This is a genomic window from Arthrobacter terricola, from assembly GCF_004354015.1.
Taxonomy (GTDB): domain Bacteria; phylum Actinomycetota; class Actinomycetes; order Actinomycetales; family Micrococcaceae; genus Arthrobacter; species Arthrobacter terricola.
Genome location: NZ_SMRU01000010.1, coordinates 1 through 24,502, shown reverse-complemented (window position 1 = coordinate 24,502; position 24,502 = coordinate 1). Strand labels below are relative to the sequence as shown.

General features: G+C 64.3%; 18 protein-coding genes and 1 pseudogene. 10 read left to right on the top strand and 9 right to left on the bottom strand.

Annotation, left to right across the window (positions count from 1 at the left end):
- Nucleotides 1–75 precede the first annotated feature (75 nt).
- Nucleotides 76–699, top strand: coding sequence for a hypothetical protein (locus tag E1809_RS09890; protein ID WP_235835536.1), 624 nt, complete (start codon nucleotides 76–78; stop codon nucleotides 697–699).
- A 142-nt stretch (nucleotides 700–841) separates the two neighbouring features.
- Here the strand turns inward: E1809_RS09890 and E1809_RS09885 are convergent, their stop codons facing one another.
- Nucleotides 842–1,996, bottom strand: a complete 1,155-nt coding sequence (locus E1809_RS09885) for a chitinase (RefSeq protein ID WP_235835535.1) — start codon at nucleotides 1,994–1,996, stop codon at nucleotides 842–844.
- Nucleotides 1,997–2,385: 389 nt separating this feature from the next.
- On the opposite strand from E1809_RS09885, the gene E1809_RS09880 reads away from it, so the two are divergent.
- Nucleotides 2,386–3,792: a polysaccharide deacetylase family protein gene (locus tag E1809_RS09880; protein WP_133204064.1), complete on the top strand. Its 1,407-nt coding sequence runs from the start codon at nucleotides 2,386–2,388 to the stop codon at nucleotides 3,790–3,792.
- The gene (locus tag E1809_RS09875; protein ID WP_133204063.1) at nucleotides 3,789–5,213 is read left to right on the top strand and encodes a glycosyltransferase family 2 protein; all 1,425 of its coding nucleotides are present in this window, start codon (nucleotides 3,789–3,791) and stop codon (nucleotides 5,211–5,213) included. The genes E1809_RS09880 and E1809_RS09875 overlap by 4 nt, the downstream gene beginning before the upstream one ends.
- A 79-nt stretch (nucleotides 5,214–5,292) precedes the next feature.
- Here the strand turns inward: E1809_RS09875 and E1809_RS09870 are convergent, their stop codons facing one another.
- Nucleotides 5,293–6,366, bottom strand: a complete 1,074-nt coding sequence (locus E1809_RS09870; protein WP_133204062.1) for a hypothetical protein — start codon at nucleotides 6,364–6,366, stop codon at nucleotides 5,293–5,295.
- 477 nt (nucleotides 6,367–6,843) lie between these two features.
- Here E1809_RS09870 and E1809_RS09865 point away from each other — a divergent pair, with 477 nt between their 5' ends.
- The 4 genes from E1809_RS09865 (at nucleotide 6,844) to E1809_RS26640 (ending at nucleotide 11,640) form a co-directional block, all read left to right on the top strand.
- Nucleotides 6,844–9,498, top strand: coding sequence for a helix-turn-helix transcriptional regulator (locus E1809_RS09865; RefSeq protein ID WP_133204061.1), 2,655 nt, complete (start codon nucleotides 6,844–6,846; stop codon nucleotides 9,496–9,498).
- Nucleotides 9,499–9,643: 145 nt separating this feature from the next.
- A complete protein-coding gene (locus E1809_RS09860) occupies nucleotides 9,644–10,978 on the top strand; it encodes an aminotransferase class V-fold PLP-dependent enzyme (RefSeq protein WP_133204060.1) in 1,335 nt (444 codons plus the stop codon).
- Nucleotides 10,975–11,457: a Fe-S cluster assembly sulfur transfer protein SufU gene (gene sufU, locus E1809_RS09855; protein ID WP_133204059.1), complete on the top strand. Its 483-nt coding sequence runs from the start codon at nucleotides 10,975–10,977 to the stop codon at nucleotides 11,455–11,457. The genes E1809_RS09860 and sufU overlap by 4 nt, the downstream gene beginning before the upstream one ends.
- 45 nt (nucleotides 11,458–11,502) lie before the next feature.
- Entirely contained in the window at nucleotides 11,503–11,640 is a 138-nt protein-coding gene (locus E1809_RS26640) for a hypothetical protein (RefSeq protein WP_165962268.1), read from the top strand.
- Nucleotides 11,641–11,976: 336 nt separating this feature from the next.
- On the opposite strand, the gene nhaA is transcribed toward E1809_RS26640, so the two are convergent.
- From nhaA to E1809_RS09835, 3 genes and pseudogenes are all read right to left on the bottom strand, one after another.
- Nucleotides 11,977–13,257 (bottom strand): Na+/H+ antiporter NhaA, encoded by a 1,281-nt coding sequence (gene nhaA, locus E1809_RS09850; RefSeq protein ID WP_133204058.1) that lies wholly within the window; start codon nucleotides 13,255–13,257, stop codon nucleotides 11,977–11,979.
- Between the two features lie 162 nt (nucleotides 13,258–13,419).
- The gene (locus E1809_RS09845; protein WP_133204057.1) at nucleotides 13,420–13,917 is read right to left on the bottom strand and encodes a DUF2505 domain-containing protein; all 498 of its coding nucleotides are present in this window, start codon (nucleotides 13,915–13,917) and stop codon (nucleotides 13,420–13,422) included.
- Between the two features lie 288 nt (nucleotides 13,918–14,205).
- Nucleotides 14,206–14,439 (bottom strand): annotated as a pseudogene (locus tag E1809_RS09835) (NmrA family NAD(P)-binding protein); the annotation flags it as partial.
- Nucleotides 14,440–14,480: 41 nt separating this feature from the next.
- Here E1809_RS09835 and mfd point away from each other — a divergent pair.
- Both mfd and E1809_RS09825 read left to right on the top strand, forming a co-directional pair.
- A complete protein-coding gene (mfd, locus tag E1809_RS09830) occupies nucleotides 14,481–18,119 on the top strand; it encodes a transcription-repair coupling factor (RefSeq protein ID WP_133204055.1) in 3,639 nt (1,212 codons plus the stop codon).
- Nucleotides 18,120–18,123: 4 nt separating this feature from the next.
- Nucleotides 18,124–18,930: a metal-dependent hydrolase gene (locus E1809_RS09825; protein WP_133204054.1), complete on the top strand. Its 807-nt coding sequence runs from the start codon at nucleotides 18,124–18,126 to the stop codon at nucleotides 18,928–18,930.
- A gap of 16 nt (nucleotides 18,931–18,946) precedes the next feature.
- Here the strand turns inward: E1809_RS09825 and E1809_RS09820 are convergent, their stop codons facing one another.
- The 4 genes from E1809_RS09820 to E1809_RS09805 all read right to left on the bottom strand — a co-directional run bounded on the left by E1809_RS09820 (nucleotide 18,947) and on the right by E1809_RS09805 (nucleotide 22,355).
- Nucleotides 18,947–20,470 (bottom strand): OmpL47-type beta-barrel domain-containing protein, encoded by a 1,524-nt coding sequence (locus E1809_RS09820; RefSeq protein WP_133204053.1) that lies wholly within the window; start codon nucleotides 20,468–20,470, stop codon nucleotides 18,947–18,949.
- Complete coding sequence (locus tag E1809_RS09815; protein ID WP_235835534.1) at nucleotides 20,467–20,973, bottom strand: hypothetical protein; 507 nt, start codon at nucleotides 20,971–20,973, stop codon at nucleotides 20,467–20,469. Before E1809_RS09815 ends, E1809_RS09820 begins: the two co-directional genes overlap by 4 nt.
- Nucleotide 20,974: 1 nt before the next feature.
- Nucleotides 20,975–21,811: a COG1470 family protein gene (locus E1809_RS09810; protein ID WP_133204052.1), complete on the bottom strand. Its 837-nt coding sequence runs from the start codon at nucleotides 21,809–21,811 to the stop codon at nucleotides 20,975–20,977.
- 88 nt (nucleotides 21,812–21,899) lie between these two features.
- Nucleotides 21,900–22,355, bottom strand: coding sequence for a hypothetical protein (locus tag E1809_RS09805; RefSeq protein WP_133204051.1), 456 nt, complete (start codon nucleotides 22,353–22,355; stop codon nucleotides 21,900–21,902).
- 1,314 nt (nucleotides 22,356–23,669) lie between these two features.
- Between E1809_RS09805 and E1809_RS09800 the strand changes: the two genes are divergently transcribed.
- Nucleotides 23,670–24,502: DUF222 domain-containing protein (locus E1809_RS09800; RefSeq protein ID WP_235835533.1), on the top strand; the 833-nt coding region annotated here is incomplete at its 3' end.

The following is a 24,502-nucleotide window of genomic DNA, read 5'->3' as shown; positions in this document are numbered from 1 at the left end:
ACCGCGGCGTGTGGCGGACCGAGCCCCAAACCGAGCCCCACGCAGAGCGGTCAATATCCCTGGCACACCGGAATCGTGGCCACCACCTTCTGGGTGGGCGAGATCTTCGATCCCAATGCCGCGGACGGAAGCCAAGTGATGTCCACCTACGATTCCCAATGGATGCAAAACTACGGAGGCTGTGACGGAGTCATGGTCGACAAAACATGCCAGACCGAGGCGAGGTCGCAAGCCAAGGGCTACGCTCCGACGAGCATGACACCCAAGCAGAACCCGTTCTACCTCGACCTGCCTTTCGACGACGTCAACGATCCGACCGCTTTCGCCGAGAGGGCATCGGTGATTCCCTGGGCGAACGATCCCGGCTTTGCCGGAAATGCCCAAAACACGAACTTCAGCTACATGAAGAACCAGTGGGTGCGGATCCGCAAGGACGGCCATGAATGCTACGGCCAGATCGAAGATGCCGGGCCCGGGCAGTACCACGACAAGGACTACGTGTTCGGTTCCAACGACGCGCGGCCCGCCAACAAGAAATTCAACGGGGCCGGCATGGACGTCTCACCGGCGCTCAACGGCTGCCTGGGCTTCTCCGACCTCAACGGCGAGTCGGACAAAGTCGACTGGCAATTCGTAACACGGGCCAACGTTCCCGCCGGTCCGTGGCTGAACATCGTCACAACAAGCCAAGTTCAGTAGAACCCGATAGCAACTGGAGGCATCCATGCATTGGCTCAAGAGGCTGTTCCGGCGCGGCAACGGCCGTCATCTTGCCCGCCCCGCCCAAGAGAAGGACCGGGACCGGACGGAACGCCCCGGCCTGGCCTAGGAAGCCTTCAACTCAAGGCAGCTTGCCTTGGAAACCCGCGCCCAGGATATCCGAGAAGCGCTGGCCTCCTTGGTCGATGCCGCTGCAAATGTGGCTGGCGGAATCGTCGGACGAGTCCGCCGGGCACGAGGTGTCCCGGTTGAGGGACCACATGGAAACCCGGGTGATGCCCTTGCTGTGCGCGAAGGCGTTCAACCCCCGGGCGGCGTCGATGTCGAACACTTCATCGGGGAGGTCGTTCCGGCCGATCATGGGGGTCAGCCCCATCTTCTTCCAGACTTGGTCGCTCTCGAGGGGCATCCCCGCCCGTTGGTAAATGATGCTGAGTTGCTCATGTGTCGACTGGGCGGCGGACAGGGAAGCGTCGAGCATGCTCTGGGACGGGCTCCTGCTCGAACCGTAGTTCATGGTCATGATGTTGACGCCTGACAGTTGTACGCCGGCAGCGAGCATCTCGTCGACGCCGGATGTTCCGGCGTCGGTCAATCCTTGCGGCGTTACCGGAAGCGTCAGCCAGACGGCCAAGGGTTTCCCCGCGTTGGCCCGTTCTTTTTGAAGGGCCGCGATGACCGTGGCCCGGCGCTGCCACGCGGCGGGGTCACTGAGGTTCGCGCCTTCGATGTCGAAGTCGATGGTCGCCGGGTTGTAGCGATCCAGGACGGCCTTGTAGGCCTTCTCCAAGGCAACCGTGTCCTGGCAGGAATCTGCGAGTTCGCTGTTGACCGAGCCGCCGAAGGACACGGCGATCGAACCCCAATTGGACCGGAGGCGCGCGACGCGTTCATCGAGGTTCAGCGAGGTCTTCGCGGCATCAAGGCCATAGGTGCTTCCCCAGCTCGGGGTGCAGGACTGTCCCGCCTGTGCAACGACGAAGGCGAGCATGACGTTCTTGGCGCTCGCGTCCACAGGGGTGTCGAACGGGTACTGGGGGACCACCGTGACATCGACGTAGCCGCCGAACCACGGCGCCGGCACCGCCGTCGCGTCGCTCACGCTTCGCCACACAAGGAACCCGCCAATCGCCAGCGCCACCAAAACTGCGGCGATTCCGGACCGCGCCATGACCGCGAACCCGCGGCGACCCTCCCTGGGACGCGGAGACGGGCGGACACGGGCCCCGTTTTCCTCAGCGGCAACGGACGTGCCAATTTCCTCGTTCTTGGACACGCTCTCCGCCATCCTCGGATAACCCCTTACTACCCTGACTCACCATTTGATCACGGCCCGGCCCGGAACGAGTAGGGGAGCCGCCCGCGGGTCACGTTTGAGTATAAAGACGGGTAGGCACCACTCGTGTCCGCCGATTGGTGAATTCATAACCTAGTGGTGTCAGTTGGTTGAGGGCAGCGGGGGAGAGCAGGTCTCACAATGGAATTGAACGCTCTGGTCCGAGCGGTAGCAGGCCAATCGCCGATTGACGAGGCTGCCGTACGGCAGCTTGCCCTCACAAAGAGGGCCCTTGAGCGGGGGCCGGTGGTGAATAAGCCTTTGAGACCGAGGCTTCCCCCAGTCGCCACCGGCCCCTTCAAGGACGCGCGCGGCAGCGGAGACCCACGATGAGTTCCCGAGGGGACTACGTAGATGGTCCCGTGCGCGCACCCCGGAAACGCGCGGGCCTGTGGGCCGTTTCGTGGGTGGCCGCGCTGGTCCTCTTCACCGGCGGCACATCGCTCTTGAACGGAAACGGGACACCGCTCGGCGAGCCCCAAGCCACTCCCACGGCGAAACCCGCCCCCTTGTCCTCGGTCAGCCTCACTTTCGATTCCGGCCGGGCAAGCCAAATGGTGGCAGCCGGCATCCTCAAGGCCAATGGTCTTCGGGGCACCTTCTTCATCAACTCGGGCTTCATTGGCTCCCCGGACTACATGACCGTGGACAACCTCCACACGCTGGCCGCGGACCAAAACGAAATCGGCGGCCACACGGTCACCTTGGCGGATGTGACCGCGGTGGAAACCGATGAGGCGTCCAGGCAGATCTGCAACGACCGGGCGACCCTCACCGACTGGGGATTCAAGGTCACCTCTTTCTCGTACCCCTTCGCCGCGTCGACCCCGCAGACGGAGAACCTTGTGGCGGCTTGCGGCTACAACAGCGCCCGGGGACTCAACGAAATACACACGCCCGTTGACTGCCCCAGTTGCGCCGCAGCGGAGACGGTCCGTCCGACGGACCCGTTCCGGACGCGCGCGACGTCGGAGGTCGGCTCGAGCTGGACGCTCGCGGACCTTGAAGCAACAGTCGAACAAGCCGAACAAGCCGGCGGATGGTTGCAGTTGACTTTCTACGACATCGACACGAGCGGTAGTCCGCGCTCCATCAGTCCGGCGTTGTTCGAACAGTTCGCGACGTGGCTCGCGGCCAGGTCGGAGCAAGGGACCATGGGGGTCCGGACCGTCCATGACGTGATCGGCGGCGTCGCGAAGCCCGTAGTCAACGGTCCGGTGGCTGCGCCCGCCGCTCCCGGGCAGAACGCACTGCGCAATCCAGGCTTGGAGACGCCCGGTAAGTACGGCTTGCCGCAGTGCTGGCAGGTTGCTTCCTACGGCTCGAACACGGCAATCCTCAGTACCTTGAATCCCGGCCACAGCGGCAACGTCGCCCGACGCCTGGATGTTTCGGATTATTCATCCGGGGACGCAAAGTTGCTCCCTGTGCTCGATTTGGGGGCATGCGCCCCGAGTGTCCAGGAAAACCATAGCTACTCACTCCGGGCGTGGTACCAATCCACGGCGAAGACGCAATTCGAGGTCTACTACCGCACCAAGCAGGGCACCTGGGTCTACTGGACGGCAAGTTCCTGGTTCCCGGCCAACACCGGTTACCAACAAGCCGTGTGGCAAACCCCGCCCGTTCCGGCAGGCGCGGAAGCCATCAGCTTCGGTCTGAACCTTTTCAGCGACGGCCAGCTGGCAACCGACGACTACGCAATGTACGACGCAGCGGGAGCTCCGGCACCGTGATACTTCTTTCAATAATCCTGGTGCTGGGAGTCAGCACAATCTTCTGGTCCTGCGCCGGGCTTATCCGCCTGGCCGCGGAGAACTCGTGGCGGGTCGAGGAAATCCGCGCCCGGTTCCGCGAATGGATCGGGTCCTTGACAGGTCGCCCGGCCGTGAGCCGGCGACACAAGCCGGCCCGCCACCGCTCCAAGGGAGTCCGGCTCTACCCCGTGAATGTTGCGGTCCTGATAGCGGCCCACAACGAAGAACTTGTCATCAACGAGACAATCCTCTCGGCCTCTGCACTGGTGCCGCGACGCAACATCCATGTTGTCTCGGACATGTCCACTGACAACACTGCCGCGATCGCGAGGACAGCCGGGGTGAAAGTCCTCGAACTCGAACCCAACCGGGGGAAGGCGGGGGCGCTCGCGGCGGGAATCGCGCACTTCGGCCTGTGCAAGCGCTTCAAAGTGGTCATGCTGTTGGACGCAGATACCAGGCCGACGCCGGACTACCTGGAGACCGGACTGCAGTTGTTCTCCGACCCCACGGTGGTAGCCGTCGCGGGACGCGCGAAATCGATCATGACCCCCCAGTCTCCGACAAAAATCGGACGCTTCCTGGTGGCGTACCGGGAACGCCTGTACATCGTGGTGCAGTTGATGCTCAAGTACGGCCAAGCGGCACGCGGAGCCAACGTGGTCTCGATCGTCCCCGGATTCGCCAGCATGTACAGGACCAACGCGCTCGCAGAGATCGAGGTCCTGGCACCGGGGCTCGTGATCGAAGACTTCAACATGACGTTCGAAATACATGCGAAGAAGCTGGGCCGGATTGCGTTCCATCCGGCCGCCGCTGTGGCCTACACCCAGGATCCGGACACCTTGAAGGACTACGTCAAGCAGGTGCGGCGGTGGATCCTTGGCTTCTGGCAAACTGTGCGGCGGCATCGGATGCATTTCGGCAAGTTCTGGTTTGTCCTGACTCTCTACATCATCGAGCTTGTGGCCAGTTGCATCTTCTTCGTGCTCCTGGTGCCGGCCTTGCTTTTGTCGACGGTCGCCGCAGCCGAAGTCTCGATCTTCGGCAACCGTTGGGAAGGCTTCTACGTGTTGTCCGGCGTGCTCCGCCCACAGGATGTCCTGATCGGAGTCTTCCTGCCGGACTTGCTGTTGACTGTGGTCGCGGCGATTTCGATGCGCAATCCGCGGTTCTTGCTCATGGCGCCGCTGTTTCCGTTCATGCGGATCCTGGATGCCATGATTTGCCTGCAGGTGTTGCCGAGGGCATTTTCGGCGAGTTCCTCCGGCGTTTGGGTGAGCCCTGTGCGCCGGATCCAGCAGCGGGTCGGTGAAGCCGGCCCGGCCAAAGGCAGCCAAGCCAAAGTACCAAGCGCCCAACCATCAGCCGCCCGCTCATCCGCGGCGCGGATCGGCTAGCATGGCGGTTCATCGGACGCCTTTAGAAAGCAAAACGTCCATGCCCCGGCCGGGAAGGCCGGGGCATGGACGTTCAATGCTAGTTCGTGACTCCAGCAGTGGTGACAACGGTCAACCACGGGCCGGCCGGCACGCTGGCACGGTCCACGAACCGCCACGAAACGTGGTCGGTGTCGCCGTCCAGGGATGCGAATCCGAGGCAGCCGTTCAGCGCCGGGGAAACGTCCATGCCTGCGCCCTGGCTGGGATCGCCCGAGAACTGCTTGTTGACGGGACGGGCGTTATTCGCACCGAACACGTAAGCGGAATCGTGGTACAGCGAACCGCTCGACGGGCCGGCGTCTTCGACCTGTCCGTAGCAAACGTTGCCGTTGGGTCCGGTGATCTGGACCCAGGCGTTCTTCATGTAGCTGTAGTTCGAGTCGGCACAATGGTTGACGCCCGTGGCGGCGTTGTCCGCTGCAGCCCACGGAATGACATTGCAGCGCTCGGCGAAGGCAACGCTGTCGTTGACGTCGTCGTAGGGCAGGTCGAGGTAGAACGGGTTCTGCAGGGGCTTGGGCTGGTGCAGCGGGAAGTATCCGTTGCTCGCTACGCGCTGTTCAGTTGCGCATTTGAAGTTCGAGCCGGAGCCGGAACTCACGCCGTCGCAACCGCCGTAGGGACTGCCCGGGCAACCACTCGCGCTGGACGGTGTGGTTCCGAGGTTGATGCCCGTGTGCTGCATGGCCCACTGGCCGTTGTAGGTGGAGCACACTTGCGAACCATCCGAGAGGTTCGCGTTGAAGATTTCGCCCACCCAGAAGGTGGTGCTCACGATGTTGGTGTGCAGCGGGTAGTTCCCGGTGACCGGCAAGGGTGCGGCGGTCGGCGTAGCGGCAGCGGTTACCGCGGGAGCCGGGGCCGGCGCTGCTGCCACGGGGGTGCTGGCCGGCGTCGTGGGCGCGGCCTGGGGCTGCGTCGGCGACTGGGTTGGTTTGGGAGTGACCTTCGGGGTGGAGGAAGCCGAAGGTGAAGGGCTCGAACGCCAGCTCGAAGAACTGCCGCCATCTCGCGCGGACGACTTGTGGGACGACTGGACGGCGGAAATTGTAGCGATTCCGCCGAAGGCCAGCAGGCACACGGCTATGAGTGCTGTGAACAGGTGTTTCATATTTTGGATGACATATCTGTTGGGGACATAGGCAACGAGACCGTGGCTGTGGATCCGACGAAGGGCAGGTAAAAATGCCGCATCGTCGAACACGGCCGATGGGTGTGTCGGGACAGAGCTGTTGCGGGAATCGGCTGCGCTTCAACTCCCCAGTAGTAGCCAGCCGGAACGTACTCTTGCGTGACCAGCTTACACAGTCAGATCACAGGACGGTAACAGCGGATACAAATCCGCCCCCGTGAAGAAGTAAGTGAAGAAGTAAGTGAAGAGGCAAGTGACAACCCCTGCACAGGCCCGGGAGCAGGCGCCCGGAAGCCGCGTGGAATGCCGTGAGTCCGGCGCAAACAGCCCCGAAAAACCAAGTAGTTACCACTCAATCCAGGCAAAGAACCCGCAGGTAACGTTTGGAAAAGACACCGGTCCGTGCCGCGGCCAACAGGCATATCTGTCCGGGCGGCCCAACGATGAGACAGGACCATGGACGATATCGAAGGGACCCATACCTCGCCCCCGATCATTCGGGCAGCCGAGCTCCAGGAGATTGTTGTTGCTCTGTCAGGGCCCGAACCTGCCGGCGTGATTCTCTCCGGGCCGGGCGGTTCGGGAATGACCACCCTGCTGGACGCCGCCGCGACCGTTTTGCGTGGATCGTTCAGTGTCATATCGCACTACGTCTCCGAGTCGTTCGCGGACATCCCGTTCGGCATAGCAATGGCCCTCGTTCCGGACCTGCCGGCCCGTGCCAAGGTGTGGCCGAGATCGATCGTGAGCGAGTGCCGGAAGGCAGTGCGCGCCGCGGCAACGCCGGGCTCGCCCGTCCTCTTGGTGCTGGACAATATCGACTTCCTCGATGACATGTCCTTGTGGCTTTTGAGCCAATTGCTGGTTGAACCGGACATCCGCATGATCGCGACCCACCGCTCGGACCGGCCGCTGAGGATGGAGCTTATGGAGTCCGTCGTCTCAAGGCAACTCTCGGTAGTGGCGCTTGAGGACCTGACCCAGGAGCAGGTACGCGAATTCATCGACGACCGCCTGGCCGGGCGTGCGGCAGGGAGCGTCGTCCGTGACATCCATGCGCTCACGGGCGGCAACCTGCAGACTGCGAAATTGATCCTGGACGAAGCCGCCGCGCGCGGCGAGATCGTGGAACAGGCCGACACCTGGACCTTGTCGCGACCCATCCGCGTCGACGGTTCCCAGGCGTTGGAGCTGACCAGACACCGCCTCGAAGCGTATTCGGTGCCGCAGCGTGAGGTAGTGGACATCCTGGCCGTCGCTGAACCGATCCCGTTGGCCGTGCTCGAGGAACTGGTCCAGGGCCGTGCCCTCGAAGCCCTCCGGAACGATGGGACCATCCGGGTCCAGCTGGACCATCAACACATGGTTTCGCTGGGCCATGCCGCTGAGGGGCGGCTGGCGCGTCAGCAGTTGGAGCCTTCCCGCCGGCTCGAGCTTCGCCGAAGCATTTACACCATGTTGGCATCCGTTCCTGACAGCTCGCTGTGGACGCTGTTCCGCCGGGTCGACCTGGAACTGGAAAGCGGACTGCCGGTCACCGACGCCGACCTCCTCGCCGTCGCGATCGCGGCGAACGACCTCCACGACAACAAGCGGGCGCGCAAGGCGGCCGAGGCCGTGCATGGTCCGGAGTTTGCCCTGCCCGCGGGCCTGGAATTGGCGCGGGCGCGCTACCACTCGAGGGATTTTCCAGGCGCGGTCAGGATCCTCAAGGGCCTCGTGGCGAACACGGGGGACGTCGCCACGGCGGATTTTGCCGGCGCTGTCTGGTTGCTGCTCCACGCCCTCTGGCCGACCTCTCCTGGACCAAACGTCCTGCAGACAGTCCTGGATGATGCCCGACGGCGGCTGGAAGCTGCCGCCGTCGACCTCCCGCCGGGGGAGTCAGGACCGGCCGACCCGACGGCCGTCCGCGACGAACTGGACGTCCTCCAGCTGTACCTCGACGCGCAAAACGGCAGCTGGCCGCCGCCGTCGGGCGAGCTGTTCCGGCGGCTGTGCCACGCGCAACTGGTCGACGCCGGGCTTGGACCGGAACGCCAGTTGCCGCCGCCAAGCCCGGCGGGAGTGCTCCTCATGGCGCTTGTCTCCCAAGGGTTGGCTGTGAGCGGGCGGTTCGCGGACGCCGTCGGACTCTCCACGGTGGCGCTCGAATCGTTGGACCGCTTGCCGCGGTGCCCGGTCGACTTCCACTCCACAGTGCTCACCATCCACGGATCCAACCTGATTTGGCGAGGGCAATGGGGCGGCTCGGAAATGTTCTGCGCCGGGAGCTCCAGCTACAGCAACCGCTTGAGTTACTTTGGCGGATCGGCACACCTGTACCGTGCATTGGTCCTCGCCAGGCAGGGCAGCCTGGAACTGGCGTGCGAACAATTCCGCCAAGCGAAGTCCAGGCTGGACGAAGCCGATCCGGACGGACTCCTGCCGCCAACGCTCGGCGGTCTGGCCGCCGCCTCGTGGCTGCTGGGCGACGTCAACCAGGTGCGCCGCGCTTTGGCGGCCTACGATGCCCGCAGGAGCGGCGGCAACTACCTGGCATCGCAACTCGCCGAGAGCTACGCATCGGCAGCCCGCTCCGTGTTGATCGGCGCGGAACATTCGCATCGGAAACTCCTCCAGCTGGCCGGATCGGCGGCAAAGAAGGGACACCGTGCCTTGGAAATGTTGAACCTCGGACTGGCAGCCCGCACCGGCAGCCGCGGTGCCCGCCAGCAAGGATTGGGCGTGGCGGAGCTGGCTTGGAGCGCCGAATCCGGCATCCCGTCCGGCGAAGGATTGCCGCAGGATTTCGGGCAAGGGCCGTGGAACGAAGCCGAGCCGGACAAGGGTTTCGACCTCGAGGAGGCGCCGGCACCCGAGGAAACGCACCCGGAAGGCCAGGAGCCGGGATCGGGTGCTTCGCCGGCCGTCGTCAAGCTTTCCCAACGCGAACGGGAAGTGACCGCCTTGGTGGCTTCCGGGCTAAGCAGCGCGGAGGTGGCCGCCCGGCTGGGCATCGCCGTGAACACGGTCAACGCCCACCTGCAACGGGTCTATGGAAAGCTCGGAGTCTCGCGAAGGCAGAAACTCTCCGAGCTGTGGGACGAGCTGGCGAAGCCTGAAGAGTAGGGGCGGCGGCCCTGTTTGCCGCCTGGAGGAAGGCGCCTACCCGGATTGGTGGGACAATTACTAGGTAACGCCGCCACACCCGGCGGCTGCCCGCGAGGATTGCCACCCGGTCCTCGAGAACGTCTTCCTCCAAGGAGCACTAGTTTTGACAACGGTTTCCACCCCTGTTTGGGGAGATTCCCGGATTTCCGCGCTCGACGATGATGAAGTCCGGCGAATCCGCACTGACTTCCCCGTCCTTGACCAGGAAATCAACGGCAAACCGCTGGTCTACCTGGACTCCAGTGCGACCTCCCAAAACCCCCGGAGCGTGCTGGAGGCGGAGCAGGAGTTCTACGAGCAGCGGAACGCGGCAGTCCACCGGGGAGCCCACCACCTCGCGGTGGAAGCGACGGATGCGTTCGAGGACGCCCGTGCCACGGTGGCGCGCTTTGTGGGCGTGGCGGACGATGAACTGATCTGGACGGCCAACGCCACGGCCGGGCTGAACCTGCTCGCCTATTCGTTCTCGAATGCCAGCGCCGGCAACGTGGGCGGTGGGGCGGAGCGGTTCGCCCTGAAGCCGGGTGACGAGGTGCTCGTCACGGAAATGGAACACCACGCCAACTTGATCCCGTGGCAGGAGCTCTGCCGGCGGACGGGCGCGACGCTCCGGTTCATTCCCATCGACGACGCCGGTGCGTTGCGGCTTGAGGAGGCCGCGAAGCTGGTCTCGGGCCGCACGAAGATCCTGGCCTTCACTCACACCTCGAACGTCCTGGGCAACATCAATCCAGTGGACGTCCTGGTCCGGATGGCCCGTGAAGTAGGGGCCTTGGTGGTCCTGGACGCTTGCCAGTCGGTTCCGCATCTTCCCGTGGACTTCAAGGCGTTGGACGTGGATTTCGCGGTCTTCTCGGGCCACAAGATGCTTGGCCCAACGGGGATCGGCGCGGTCTTCGGGCGCAGCGAATTGCTGAACGCCATGCCGCCTTTCCTGACGGGCGGGTCGATGATCACCAAGGTGACCATGGAACAGGCCGAGTACCTGCCTTCTCCGCAACGTTTCGAGGCCGGTACCCAGGCCATTTCCCAGGCGGTGGCACTCGCTTCTGCCGCGAACTACCTGAGCGAAACCGGCATGGAACGGGTGGCCCTCCGCGAGGCGGAGCTCGGGCAGCGGCTTGTCACGGGCCTCACGGCCATCGACGGCGTCCGCGTGCTTGGACCCGCGGCGGGCGAGGAACGGACGGGCCTGGCGGCGTTCGACGTCGCCGGGGTCCACGCGCACGACGTCGGCCAGTACCTTGACGAATTGGGCATCGCCGTCCGGGTGGGCCACCACTGCGCCCAGCCACTGCACCGCAGGCTCGGCCTGACGGCGTCAACGAGGGCGAGCACCTACCTCTACACCACTACGGACGAGGTCGACGTGCTGCTTGAGGCCGTTGCGCAGATCCGGCCCTACTTCGGCGTAACGGCCACGGGAGGCAAGGCATGAGCGGCTTGGACTCCTTGTATCAACAGCTCATCCTCGAGCACTCGAAAGCGCGGACCGGCGGGGACCTGGCGGGCCTTCCTGCGCTCGCGTCGGGAACGGCCGGTACAGGGGAGAGTCACCAGCTCAATCCCGTCTGCGGAGATGAAATCACGCTCCGGCTCAGCGTCGGCGTGAATGCGGACGGGCAGGCCGTCAGCGAAATCCATTGGCACGGTGACGGCTGCGCCATCTCGATGGCTTCCGCGTCGATCCTGAGCGAAATCGCGCCCGGCATGCCCACGGGCCCCTTCCACCACACCATCGACCACTTCCGTGAATTGATGCGTTCCAGGGGCAAGCTCGAGGCCGATGAGGAGCTCCTGCAGGATGCCGCGGCCTTGGCGGGAGTCGCGAAGTACCCCGCGCGCGTGAAATGCGCCATGCTCGCATGGGTAGCCGCGGAAGATGCACTCCGTCAAGCGGAGTCCGGAGTCGAGTAGCGTCCACTCTATTGGGAGGCCGAGGCACTGCCTTAGCCTCGGATCATGATCATCTTGGAGAGCAGGCGCGAGTGGCGCCGGAGCCAGCACAGGGTCCGGCGTGCCGAGTTTGTGGTCGTGGGCATGCTCGTGGCCCTCGTCTTCGTGACGGTCCTTGCCGCGGTCACGGGTTTTGTGCGCTGATGCGTTTTCAGCGCCGTTCTCATTGGAAATTCAACATGGCATAGAAAAGCTCGGACCCGTTTTACCGGCCCGAGCTTTTTTGAACTGTTATAACGTTGGCTTGTTCACCGCATCATTTGGGTACTGCTGCGATGAGAACCGAAATCGACATGAGCCCGAGAACTGCCCAAACAAAGAACAAGGACCAGTTCTTTGGCTGCGCCTTCCTGTGGCTCCCGTGCCACACCCGTTCCATACTATTCGCGTCCATAGCAGCAAGATATTCCTGCCGAAACAGCGCAAACAGCGTGCCCACCACTCCACTTCGAGTGTTCACCACTCGATTTAGTAATTGCACTACTCGCCCTCCGAAGGCGTTATTTCTGCCCGAAAAACACCACCTACCTCACCGCCGTCGTCATAGCCATTTTCACCATGCGCCACGCGCCGGTAGTGCCTGTTGCGGCTTTTGAGGACGACGGCGGCGAGGAGCGCCGCGATGAGAGAACCCGTGAGGATGGCGACTTTCGCGTGGTCGTCGTGCGGGGAACCGGTACCGAAGCCGAGTTCGGCGATCAACAACGAAACCGTGAAGCCGACGCCGGCCAACAGGGACAGGCCAGCGACGTCCACCCAGGCGAGGTCATCGTCCAACCGGGCATGGGTCGTCTTGGCAACAAGGAACGTGGTGCCGAAAACCCCCACGGCCTTGCCCGCTACGAGAGCCACGACTATGCCGATCGCCACCGGGTCGGCGAGGGCCGCGCCGAGCCCGGGGACGCCGCCAAGGGAAACCCCGGCGGAGAAGAACGCGAAAACGGGCACGGCAAAGCCTGACGAAAACGGCCGGATCCGGTGTTCAAAAGTCTGTGCGAGGCTCACGGGTACCGCGAATCCAAGCAATACCCCTGCCACGGTGGCATGGATGCCCGAGGCATGGACAAATGCCCAGGTGGTGGCGGCGAGGGGGAGCAGCAGATACCAACTGCGGACCTGCTTCCGGACCAGCAGGGTGAACAGCCCCAAAGGCACTACGGCGGCCAATAGCATGACCGGCTCGAGTCCGTGTGAGTAGAAGAAGGCAATGATGCCGATGGCGATCAGGTCGTCAACGACCGCGAGGGTCAGGAGGAAAACCCGCAATGCTGCCGGCAGGTGGGTGTTGATGACCGCCAGGACCGCCAGGGCGAACGCGATGTCCGTTGCTGTCGGGATCGCCCAGCCCTGGAGCGTTGGCGCACCTATGCCGGAATTGCCTGCGCCGAGGTTGACGAAGACATAGATGAGGGCGGGAAGTGCGACGCCTCCCGCGGCTGCTGCTACGGGCACGATCGCCTTTGCGGGATTCCGCAATTCCCCGGCCACGAATTCTCGCTTCAATTCAAGGCCTGCGAGGAAGAAGAAGATGGCGAGGAGGCCATCTGCGGCCCAATTGCCCAGGCTCAATTCGAGATGCCAGGGCGCGTACCCGAGCTTTAGCTCGCGGAGCGCGAAATAGGCACCGGCAAAAGGGGAATTCGCCCAGGCGAGTGCAAGGACGGTTGCGGCGAGCAACAGGGCTCCGCCGACCGTTTCGGTGCGGAGGATTGCGAGGACTGGGTTTGCGGCAGGGGACGTGGTGCGCGGGCGGCGTGCCAATCGGTACTCCTTGAGGGGTCGGCAATATTGTTGCCGACCAGACTTCCCGGCGCACCTTGTTCTATTTTATTTGTCCTATTTTATCCAACGGAAGCGCAGTGGGTGCCGTCGCGAAATGTCAGGCGTCACCCACTGCGCTTCAGATAGCGCTAGCTACGTGGACTAGTGGCTTTCGAGCCAGGACTCGGCCTGCTGCGCCTGGATCTTGAGCGCCTTGCCCACCATCGGCTCTGCGGCGTCGGCAATCTTGCCCCCGAGGAACGGCACGGACGAAGAAACCGTGCCCTCGAGCTCAACGCGGGTGTTGCCGTCTTCGGCCACGAGGCGCTGTACCGCGGTGACGTCCAGCGGGGCGCCGGAGACCTTCAGCGCGATGTGGCTGGTGCGGGAGCCGTCGGCCGTGGGAGCGTCCCACTTTTCCGTCTGGGTCACGGTGAGGCTTTCGCCCACGAACTTCCGTGCGATTTCAGGAAGCCGGGTGGTGGGCAGCGTCCGCACGGTGGTAGTGGTGAAAGCGCCGGCAACATCGCCATCGATCGTGAAGGACTCCAAGGTGCCGCCGACGTATTCGCTGGTGTGGCGAAGGAAATCCTCGTCGATGAACGTCGCGGTGACGCGGCCTACGGCGTAGGGCAGGGTGGTGGATGCGGTCAGGGCCATGGGGTCCTCCGTGTATATCTCGCTGGGGAGTACGTTCGTTTGGGAGCGGTTGGGCTCCCGAAACATCCTACGGGGAAGCTGCATCGCTCGCTTGCAAGTCTGCCGCCGCACGAGCGATGTTCCGCGACATCGCGGGTAAAATCAGGCACTCCGGGTCGCTCGGAAGGGGATCGGCATCGGCGCCGGCGTTCGCCCTAGTGGTCTCCACCTGACCGTCCCGTTCCTTGCCAAGCGCCAAGGCGACGGCGCGGCGATAACCCGTGAGCCCGCCGTCGGGCCGGGGGACGATTCCACGTCGTCCCGCCAAGGAACGCTGGCGATTTTCTGCGGCGATCGGACGAGGACCTTGACCCTGTAGTCGGCTTCCAGGAGCCGGGGTACCAAGCGCCCGCCGATGTAGCCGGTGGCCCCGGTCACCAGGACAGTTCGCCGGGGCTGGTGTGCGTCGTTCACTGCGGACTCCTCCGTGCCGGGGGCGGGGTAGTCTGGAATGACCCGGGATCCGTCAGGAATTCCGGGCATTTGTGTTGCCTGCCCCAGAACCCACCCTAGGAGTTCCAGCGATGAGCCTCAACGGTCTGCGCCGCGCACTGGCCGAGGACGCGAGTTTTGCGCGTATCAGCAACCAAGCCGCGCGAAGCTTCGACGGACGCAGCAACGACTACCAGATCAGTGCGCCCGCGGGCCTCAGGGCGGCGCTCCTGGCCGAGATGGCCGACGGCCTCGCCACGCAGGACTCCAGTGCCGCCGTCGTGCTGGCCGTGACCGCCACCGGCCGCGAGGCGGAGGACCTGGCCGAGGCACTTGGGGCGTACCTCCCCGCGGATTCCGTCGCTGTTTTCCCGAGTTGGGAGACCTTGCCGCATGAGCGGCTCTCGCCCCGATCGGACACTGTGGGCCGCCGGCTCTCGGTGCTTCGCAGGCTAGCGCACCCGGAAAGTTCGACGGCGGGACCCCTGCGGGTGGTCGTGGCGCCGGTTCGCGCCGTGGTCCAGCCTGTCGTGGCCGGGTTGGGTGAGCTGGTCCCCGTGACGCTGCGGGTAGGCCAGGAAATTCCCTTCACCGAGCTCGTGCGCAAGCTTGCCGACGCCGCCTACTCGCGTGTGGACATGGTGACCCACCGTGGTGAGTTTGCCGTGAGGGGCGGGATTCTGGACGTCTTCCCGCCCACCGAAGACCACCCCATCCGGGTGGAGTTCTTCGGGGACGAAGTGGACCAGATGCGCTGGTTCGCGGTGGCCGACCAGCGCTCGCTGTCCGGTCCCGCGCTGCACCACCCCACCGAATTGCACGCCCCGCCTTGCCGGGAAATCCTCATCACGCCGTCGGTGATGTCCCGCGCCGCCAAGCTCAAGGCCGAAATGCCTGCCGCGGCGGACATGCTTGAGAAGATCGCCGGCGGAATCGCGGTAGAGGGCATGGAATCCCTCGCGCCCGTGCTGGTGGACGCCATGGTGCCGTTCGTCGAGCAGTTGCCGGCCGGTTCCCTTTCCGTGGTGATCGAACCCGAAAAGGTCCGCACGCGCGCCCATGACCTCGCCGCCACGAACGAAGAGTTCCTGGAGGCCGCTTGGTCCACGGCGTCCGACGGCGGTGCCGCTCCTTTGGACCTGGCCTCGCACGCGGCGGCCACGCTTCATGAAGCAAGCTTCCGGTCGCTGACCGAGACGCGCAGTGCGGCCCTCGCCCACGAGGTTTCCTGGTGGTCCATCACTTCGCTCGCGACGGACGAAGAACTCGTCCTCGACATCGACGTCCTGAACCTGCACGCCCGGGAACCGCGCGGGTACCAAGGTGACGTCGCCGAAATGCTTGAATTCATCGGGTCCCATGTTCGCGAGCAATGGCGCATCGTGGTAGCCACCGACGGCCCCGGTCCTGCCCAGCGCCTTGCCGAACTGTTCCATGACGCCGACATCCCGTGTTCCCGCGTCGACTCGCTGGCCGAGGAACCCCAGGCGGGCATCATCGAGGTGACCACTGCCGCCGTCGGACGCGGTTTTGTCCTGGACGGACTCAAGCTGGCGCTCCTGACGGAAGCCGACCTCCTGGGCCGGTCTTCCGCGGCCTCCACGAAGGACATGCGGCGCATGCCCTCCAAGCGGCGCAACGCCGTCGACCCCCTCCAATTGCACGCGGGCGACTTCGTGGTCCACGAACAGCACGGAATCGGGAAATTCGTCGAACTGATCCAGCGCAAGGTGGCGGGTTCCGCCCCCGGCGACGCCGGTCTCCGCGAGTACCTCGTGCTTGAGTACGCGGCCTCCAAACGCGGCGCGCCGGGCGACCGTCTGTTCGTGCCGACCGACCAACTGGACCAAGTGACCCGATACGTCGGGGGAGACACGCCGACCCTGAGCAAGATGGGCGGCGCGGACTGGGCCAGCACCAAGTCCAAGGCGCGCAAGGCCGTCAAGGAGATCGCCGGGGAACTGATCCGGCTGTATTCCGCGCGCATGGCCTCCCGGGGGCACGCCTTCGCCCCGGACACGCCATGGCAGCGGGAACTTGAGGAAGCCTTCCCGTACGTCGAGACCCCGGACCAGTTGACCACCATCAACGAGGTCAAGGCGGACATGGAACGGGAGATCCCCATGGACCGCCTCGTCTCGGGCGACGTCGGCTACGGCAAGACCGAGATCGCCGTACGTGCCGCGTTCAAGGCGGTGCAGGACGGCAAGCAGGTCGCGGTGCTCGTTCCCACCACCCTGCTCGCTCAGCAGCACTACGAGACCTTCACCGAGCGCTTTTCCGGCTTCCCCCTGCGCGTCCGGCCGCTATCACGTTTCCAGAATTCCAAGGAAGCCAAGGAGACGTCCGACGGGGTCAAGAACGGCTCGGTGGACGTCGTCATCGGCACGCACCGCCTGTTATCCAAGGATTTCGAGTTCAAGGACCTCGGACTGGTGATCGTCGACGAGGAGCAGCGTTTCGGCGTCGAGCACAAGGAAGCGCTCAAGAAGATGCGCACCAACGTGGACGTCCTCGCCATGAGCGCCACGCCCATCCCGCGTACGTTGGAAATGTCCCTGACAGGCATCCGTGAAACGTCCACCTTGGCCACCCCGCCGGAAGAGCGGCACCCCGTACTGACCTACGTGGGGCCGTTTACCAACAAGCAGACCTCGGCCGCGATCCGGCGCGAACTCATGCGCGAAGGGCAAGTGTTCTTCGTCCACAACCGGGTGTCTTCGATTGAGCGCATCGCGGCCCAGATCCGCGAACTCGTTCCCGAAGCCCGGGTGGAGGTAGCCCACGGGCAAATGTCCGAGAGCCGGCTGGAAAAGATCATCGTGGACTTCTGGGAAAAGCGCTTTGACGTCCTGGTCTGCACCACGATCATCGAAACGGGCCTGGACATCTCCAACGCCAACACCCTGATCGTGGACGGGGCGGACAAGTACGGCTTGTCCCAGCTGCACCAGTTGCGCGGCCGCGTGGGCCGTGGCCGCGAACGCGCCTACGCTTATTTCCTGTACCCCTCGGAGAAGCCCCTGGGCGAAGTCGCACTGGAGCGGCTGAAGGCAGTGGCGGCCCACAATGAGCTCGGTGCCGGCATGCAGTTGGCCATGAAGGACCTTGAGATCCGTGGCGCGGGCAACCTGTTAGGCGGGGAACAGTCCGGACACATCCAAGGGGTCGGCTTCGACTTGTACATCCGGCTTGTTGGCGAAGCCGTGGCCGAGTACCGCGGCGACGCCGAGGAGAAGGCTGCCGAGATGAAGATCGAATTGCCGGTCAACGCCCATTTGCCGCATGACTACGTGCCCGGTGAGCGCTTGCGCCTCGAGGCGTATCGGAAACTGGCGGCGGCCATGACGAACGAGGCGATCGACGAAGTCCTCGCCGAACTCGTGGACCGCTACGGCGAGCCCCCGCTCCCGGCGAAGAACTTGATCGACGTCGCCCGCTTCCGGGTCGGCGCGCGCGAAGCCGGCCTGTCCGACGTCGCGCTCCAAGGCAACTTCATCCGCTTCTCGCCCGCCCAACTCCCCGAATCGAAAGTGATGCGCCTCAACCGTATGTACCCGGGTTCACAGGTCAAGCCCGCCCTCGACGCAGTGCTGATTCCCAAGCCGAAGACCGCGCGGATCGGCGGCCGCGACCTCCAGGACGCCGAAATCCTAGAGTGGGCCAAGAACGTGATCGACGCTGTCTTCGCCGCCGCGCCAGCCGCAACCGCACCGCAGACGGCAGGCTAAGCCGATGATGGGAGGACATCACGCCGCGTCCGGGGCCGCGGCGTGGATAGCTATCGCGTCCACCGGCCCGTACACGCTCGGCTGGTACCCGCTCGACGCCACAGGCGTCCTGATTGGGGCGATGACGACGGCGGGAACCGCCTTGGTGTGCGACTGGGACCACCGTTCGAGCACCATCGCGCATTCGCTGCCGCCGTTGTCGAACGTGATCGCCGTCGGCATCGAGAAAGCCAGCGGAGGTCACCGCCAAGGAACCCACTCCCTCTTGGGAGCTTCGGCTTTCGTAGTCCTCGCCGCGATGGCCGCGCAGTTCCAGCTGGACACCCCGGTTGGGCGTTTGTCGGTCGGAGCGGGCCTGCTGTGCATGTTCATGATCAACCTGGCCGCCAAGGCGCTCAAGCTGTTCCCGAACTCGGGGTGGATCGTGAATTGGATCTTCGCCCTTGCCATGGCGGGATTGGTGACCTGGTTCGCCCCGCACCAGTGGTCCTGGCTCCCGTTGTCCATGTTGACCGGCGTCCTCATCCACATCGTGGGGGACATGATCACCACCGGGGGCGTGCCCCTGCTGTGGCCCATCGTCATCAAGCCGCCGAAGTTCTGGCGCAAGCTGCCCCTCGTGAGCGGGATCTGGAGGGCCAATGGCGCTTTCAGCATCCCCTTGCTCGGCAAAGCGGGTTCCCGACGGGAATGGCTGGTCCTGATTCCCGTGGGCGGCTACGCCATGGTCGGCCTCGGCGTAGCCGCGTGGTCCCTTGTCCGTCACCAGTGGCCGGTGGTCCAGGCCTTCCTGCTGACCTTGGGCGGTTAGCAGGAAGGCCTGGATCCTAGAATCCTGATGCTGTGGCGGCGGTGAAGGTACCGGCAAGGGGATTGCCCGCGATGTCTGCCGCGCCGGCTGCCGGGCTGTAGACCGGGGAGCTGGCAGATACGTTGCTTCCGCGTGTGCCGTTCGCACCGTTGTCGCCCAGGGCGATCACGAGCGTCCCGGTGGCCTTCGTCCAAGTGATCGTGGCCGCGAAGGTCCGAGCTTGGCTGGCGGAGCTGTTGTAGCCTCCGTTGAGTGCCACGCTCCCGATCATCGGGGCAGTACAGCTTCCGCTTGTCACCGTCAGGATGTTGTCGTTGGCACTGATGCTGACTGTTCCCGTCGCTGTCTGCGAAGCCGTCGTATTGCTCCAACTGCTGCAGAGGGTATTGGCGGCCATATCCGTGGAGTAGACGATGGTGAGGGTGTCTCCCTTATCGGCGACGCCCGAGGATTTGCCGTTGGCCATGGTGATGGACGTAACCGTTGGTGCCACCGTGTCCTTCGTTGAGGTGGCGTTGGCGGCCGGGCTGGCATTTCCTGCCGCATCCCTGGCGACCACGCTGTACGTGACCGTGCCGTCGCTGAGTCCGGAGAGATCAAAACCGCTGGTGTTCCATGCCCCGGTTCCGCTTGCCGTGACGGTCTGGGTGGACGTGTGGGCCGAACCTGCGTCGCTCGCGGTGACCGTGACGGAAGCGAATGCTTCTGCCGTGCCGACCACCGGAATGTTGGCTTTGTTCGTGCTGTTCACGTAACTCGGCACTGAGACCGTGGGCGTGCTCGGCGCGATTGTATCGATCTTGATCGTTTGGATTTGCGGCGAGCTCGAATTTCCCGCGACATCCGTGGCGAAGTAGGAAAGGGTGTGCGTGCCGTCGCCCTTGACGCTCACAGCGGCAGTGGCCGCATTGACCGTCACCGTACTGCCGCCGTCGAGCGCGTACTTAATTGACGCGACGCCGGAACCGCCCGGGTTGTCCACGGCGCTGAGGTTCACGGTTACCGGACTGCTGTTGTTGTAACCCGCCGAGTTCGGCGTCGGTGAGATGGAGGCTACGCTGACGGTAGGCGCGGTCGTATCAACCAGGACACCAGCTCCTCGGGTGCTTTCGGTGCCGGTCCACAATGAGATGACGGGCGTCACCGCGTAATACCAGGTTCCATCGGGAACGTTTTGTTCTGTGCATCGCAGGGTAGTCACAGTTCCCGCGCACCCTCCTCCGGCGGCGACTTTCGTTCCTCCTGTGGAGGACGAGTATCGGGCGACGGTATAGCCGGTCACGGCGTTGCCGCGCGGAGTAGCGACGGCGGCCCAGCTGACCGTGGCGCTCGTCCCGTTCAAGGACACGGCAGGGGTGCTCCCTTGGGGCACCGTGTCCGCTTTGGCCGCTCCGAAGTTGCTGTTGCTGAGCGACTGCCAATAGGCGTTTGCACCCGGGCCCCCCCAGGCGATGAAGAGGACTGCCAACGTCGCCCAGGCGGCACGACGGCGGATCACGCGCTTGTTCTTGCGGTTTGCCGGGTTCTGGGCCTTGTTCATTTGCGTACCGCCATCGTCACTGGAAGCTGGAATACGGAGCCCTGGCATGCGGATTGTGATGTGGCCGACATCGACGCGGCGCCGGGAAGCGTGATCAAGGTCGAGGATCCCGCGGGGATGGTCACCGTGGGGGTGAATGGAGTCGCCGGCACGTTGAACGTCACACCTGTGGTGGTGCACAAGGGGTGTGAGGCGTCCGCTGTCGCGGCACCGCTGGAAGTGAAGCTGTAAACCTGCACCGGGAAGGCGTTCGGGTTGCTCGCGCGAACGATCACGTCGGCGCTGCCTCCAGGAACCAAAGTGGTTGCGGGGGTGTCGCCGGCAACCAAGGCATCCACGGTCACCGTCTGCATCCCGGAGTTGGCAGCCGAACCGCTGCCGACACCGATCGTGGACCAGTACGCGTAGGCCGTTCCGACGCCGAGGACCAACGTGAGGACCGCAACTGCCACAGCTGCTTTGATGGCCCTCAGGGAGTTGCTTTTCATCATTTTCGCGTTCATGTCAGTTGCCCTGCGCCGTTCCGGAATAGCTGAGCTGAAGCGTTGCGCCTTTGCAACCGTCCTGGTTGGCGGAACTGTTCAGCATTTGTATTTGGGGCCATTGGCTTGAGGGGATGCGCAAGGCCGAGAGCGAAGAGTTCCCAAGTGGTGCGGTGAACGGGTAGCTGCCGCTGAATTGGACGATCGCGTAATCCGTCGGGTTGCACGGCCGATTGTTCGCCACCGCCTGGGCGGTCCGGGTAATGCCAGCAATGGAGACCGTGAGTCCTGTAATGCTGAGGTTCGAATTGCCCGGGTTGGCCAGTTGGAGGTCAATTGGTGCGCCGTAGCCGGGTGCCAGGACGCCGGCGGGACTGCCCGAGATCGAGAACTGCTGGTGTTGACCGGCCGTCACCGTCAGGGAGATGTCGACGGCGGACTGGACTGTTCCGCTGGTGCCCTTCAGGGTCACGGTGAACGTGCCAAGAGGCGTCGCGGAGGTGGTGGAAAGGTTCAGCGCCACGTTTCCCGAACCGGGCCCGACGGCGACGGTCGCCGGTGAGAACGATGCGACAGTTCCCGCAGGCAATCCGGATGCCGCGAGGGAGACACTTCCGGTAAATCCGCCACTCGGCTGCACTACGACGTTGTAGCTTGCCGAGGTCCCTTGCGTGGCGGATTTACTGGCCGGTGCCACTTGCAGCGGGATGCCCTTTTGGATGCCGCTTTGGCCGCTGCTTCCGGCGGCGACCACGACGCCGGCGGTCAGGACCACCAGGAAGAGGCCGGCCAGTAGCGCTTTGGCGCCCGCGCGAACAGAGCGGATCTTCGAGCGGTAGGGCTCATCGATGCTCGGCACCGGGCCTCCTTGGGATGTGTAGTGCGAGTTTGTTGCAGGATGGCGTGACCAGCTGGTGGGCCGCTGAGGTGGCCCACCAGCTGGGGATCTACTTGCTTGTGACAGACACAGTGATGGTTGCGCTCTTGCAGCTGTCCTGGTTGGCGGCGTTGTTGGCGAAGGCCAGCGTTCCGCTGCCAACCGACGTGCCGGTGGAGTTGCCCAGGACCGTGGAATTCGAGGTAACCGCGGTGACCGTGAACCACGAGGCGAGGCAGTTCGTGGGGTCGCTCGTGGAAACGGTGGCGGAAAGTGCGCCTACCACCGTGTCGGTGTTGCTGGAATTATCGGCGGTGTATGCGACCGCGGTTGAGTTGCCGGGTGCGAGCCCGGCGCCGAAGCTTGCGTGAAGCACAACGGTGCCGCCGCCCGCCGAGTTCGCCGCGCCGCCGGAACCGGTGCCGGTGGTGGTCCAGTATGCGTAGGCAGCGCCGCTGCCCGCCGCCACGAGGGCAATGGATGCTGCAGCTGCGTATATTTTTCCTCGCTTGCTCAATGTGCGCATGAGTGACTCCTTTTGAATTGGTATTCCCAGAAAATTGCGAAAATGGGCAAAGTATTCGAATTTACCAATCCCGGGGGATTGCCCATTCGTCGATGGACAAATGCTGGCATGCGCGATGATTAACTATCTACGAGTGGAAATACCTGTTTCTGGTTAACCAAAGCGAGTGGTCCTACTTGTTCGAGTTTTGTGCGCGTGCCGGTCGGTGTATCCGGGTGGTGCCTTATGGCTGTGTGTCGCAGTGTTGGGTGGGTTGTTGCGTTGGCCAATGGGCAACCGGGCGTGGGGTTTTATCTCGTGTTTTGCTTGTGTTTCCGGGCGTCTAGTTCGTGGTGGTTTGCTGCCCAGGGCGGGGCTCAGTAGCGCTGGGTGCTCTTCGGCGATGGTTAACGCCGTACCGGCGTGCAACGTTGGGGGATCGGTTTTGCGGACGGGGGAGCACGGGATCAGCGGGCCTTGAGGGGATGCTTCGACCCGACGAGAGTCGATGATGGCGGCCGCGATCCCTTCGCTTGGTGCTCCGGGATTTCAAACAATTACCGCTGTGGGGGTCGGGCATGGCCCTTTTATGGCGCGCCTTCAGGATGGTTCGACCCGACGCAGGTCGACGACGCCGGCGATCCAGTCGCTTTGAAGCGCCGGAATTTCAAACAAAGACTGCCCCGGGTGGGGACTTCACTTTAAGGCCGGGGTGTTCTGTGAGGCTTTGACTATGGACGGCATTGGGAGGGAACGGACTTGCCGACACGGCAGCTTCCGACGGACACGTCTTCGGGTGGTGGTTCGAACAGCTCAGGTCGACGATGCCGGGCCCGATCCCGTCGTTTGATGGGCCGGAATGTCGAGCGAGAACGGCCGTGGGTAGAGATGGCTCTTCAGTGTCGGGGCCCCTGTGCGGCTTCGGGTTGTGGATGGGATCGGGGAACGGCTTTCCGGACGCGGCAGCCTGGAATCGGCGCGCCTTCGGGTGGTGGTCAATCGATGCGCGTCAACGACGCCGGTGGCGATCCCGTCGCTTGAAGCTCCGGAATGTCGAACAAGAACTGCCGCGGTGGTGCGGGTCCTCTAATTGTCGGAGCCTTCTGGATGGCTTTGAGCATGGACGGGACTGGGAGGGAACGGCTTTGCCGACACGGCAGCTTCAGACGGGCACGTCTTCGGTTGATGGCTCGCCCAACGTAAGAGTCGGCGACGCCGGTCGCGATCCCGTCGCTTGATGGGCCGGAAGGGACAACGAGAGCCGGTTTTTCAAACAAGAACCGTAACGGGTCGGGCGGGGCTTATTTTGTCGGGGGTCCGTGGAAGGCTTTGGTTATGGACGGGATTGGGGGATCGGTTTTGCCGACGCGGCAGCTTCGGGCGGACATGCCTTCGGGTGATGGTCCGCGTGATGCTGCCGTTCCTGGTGCAGATCCGTTCGCGTTGATCGAGGCGGCGATCGCTGCGGTGGTTGCGTTCCGCCCCGGCACCCACGCCGATTTGGCCGATACCACTGAAATCGCCGCCACCAGCACCAGTGAGCCCGGCACCACCGCCACCACCGACTCAAGCGCGGGGGCGGGTGGGGAGTTGATTGCTCAGTTGCGCCTGTTGGAGGATTTGAAGTCCGCGATCGCCGGGGCGCAGGCCAGGATCACCGTCGCGTTCGACACCGCCCGGCGCCGCGCCCACGCGAACCAGGGGGTTCCTGCCGCGGAGCAAGGCAAAGGCGTCGCCGCGCAGGTCGCGCTGGCGAGGCGGGAATCCCCGGCCAAAGGCGCCCGCCTCCTGGGCCTGGCCAGGGCGTTGGTGGTGGAGATGCCCCGGACCCTGGCCGCCCTGGAGACCGGACAACTCAACGAATGGCGCGCGACGCTGCTGGTGAAGGAAACCGCCTGCCTCACTGCCGTGGACCGCGCCGGTGTCGACGCCGAACTGGCCCCCGACACCGGAACCCTCAACGGTGCCGGAGACCGTGCGGTCATCGCCGCCGCCCGGGCGGCCGCGTACCGACGTGACCCGGCCTCCGTCACCCGCCGCGCCGCCCGCGCCGTGACCGAACGGCACGTCAGCCTGCGCCCGGCCCCGGACACCATGACCTATTTGACAGCGCTGCTGCCCGTGGCCCAGGGCGTGGCCGTGCACGCCGCCCTGTCCCGCCACGCAGA

Bases quoted from the DNA above. Each gene is read 5' to 3' on its own strand.
- E1809_RS09880 (WP_133204064.1), top strand. From the start codon at position 2,386: ATGAGTTCCCGAGGGGACTACGTAGATGGTCCCGTGCGCGCACCCCGG.
- E1809_RS09870 (WP_133204062.1), bottom strand. From the start codon at position 6,366: ATGAAACACCTGTTCACAGCACTCATAGCCGTGTGCCTGCTGGCCTTC.
- E1809_RS09865 (WP_133204061.1), top strand. From the start codon at position 6,844: ATGGACGATATCGAAGGGACCCATACCTCGCCCCCGATCATTCGGGCA.
- sufU (WP_133204059.1), top strand. From the start codon at position 10,975: ATGAGCGGCTTGGACTCCTTGTATCAACAGCTCATCCTCGAGCACTCG.
- E1809_RS26640 (WP_165962268.1), top strand. From the start codon at position 11,503: ATGATCATCTTGGAGAGCAGGCGCGAGTGGCGCCGGAGCCAGCACAGG.
- E1809_RS09845 (WP_133204057.1), bottom strand. From the start codon at position 13,917: ATGGCCCTGACCGCATCCACCACCCTGCCCTACGCCGTAGGCCGCGTC.
- mfd (WP_133204055.1), top strand. From the start codon at position 14,481: ATGAGCCTCAACGGTCTGCGCCGCGCACTGGCCGAGGACGCGAGTTTT.
- E1809_RS09825 (WP_133204054.1), top strand. From the start codon at position 18,124: ATGATGGGAGGACATCACGCCGCGTCCGGGGCCGCGGCGTGGATAGCT.
- E1809_RS09820 (WP_133204053.1), bottom strand. From the start codon at position 20,470: ATGAACAAGGCCCAGAACCCGGCAAACCGCAAGAACAAGCGCGTGATC.
- E1809_RS09815 (WP_235835534.1), bottom strand. From the start codon at position 20,973: ATGAACGCGAAAATGATGAAAAGCAACTCCCTGAGGGCCATCAAAGCA.
- E1809_RS09805 (WP_133204051.1), bottom strand. From the start codon at position 22,355: ATGCGCACATTGAGCAAGCGAGGAAAAATATACGCAGCTGCAGCATCC.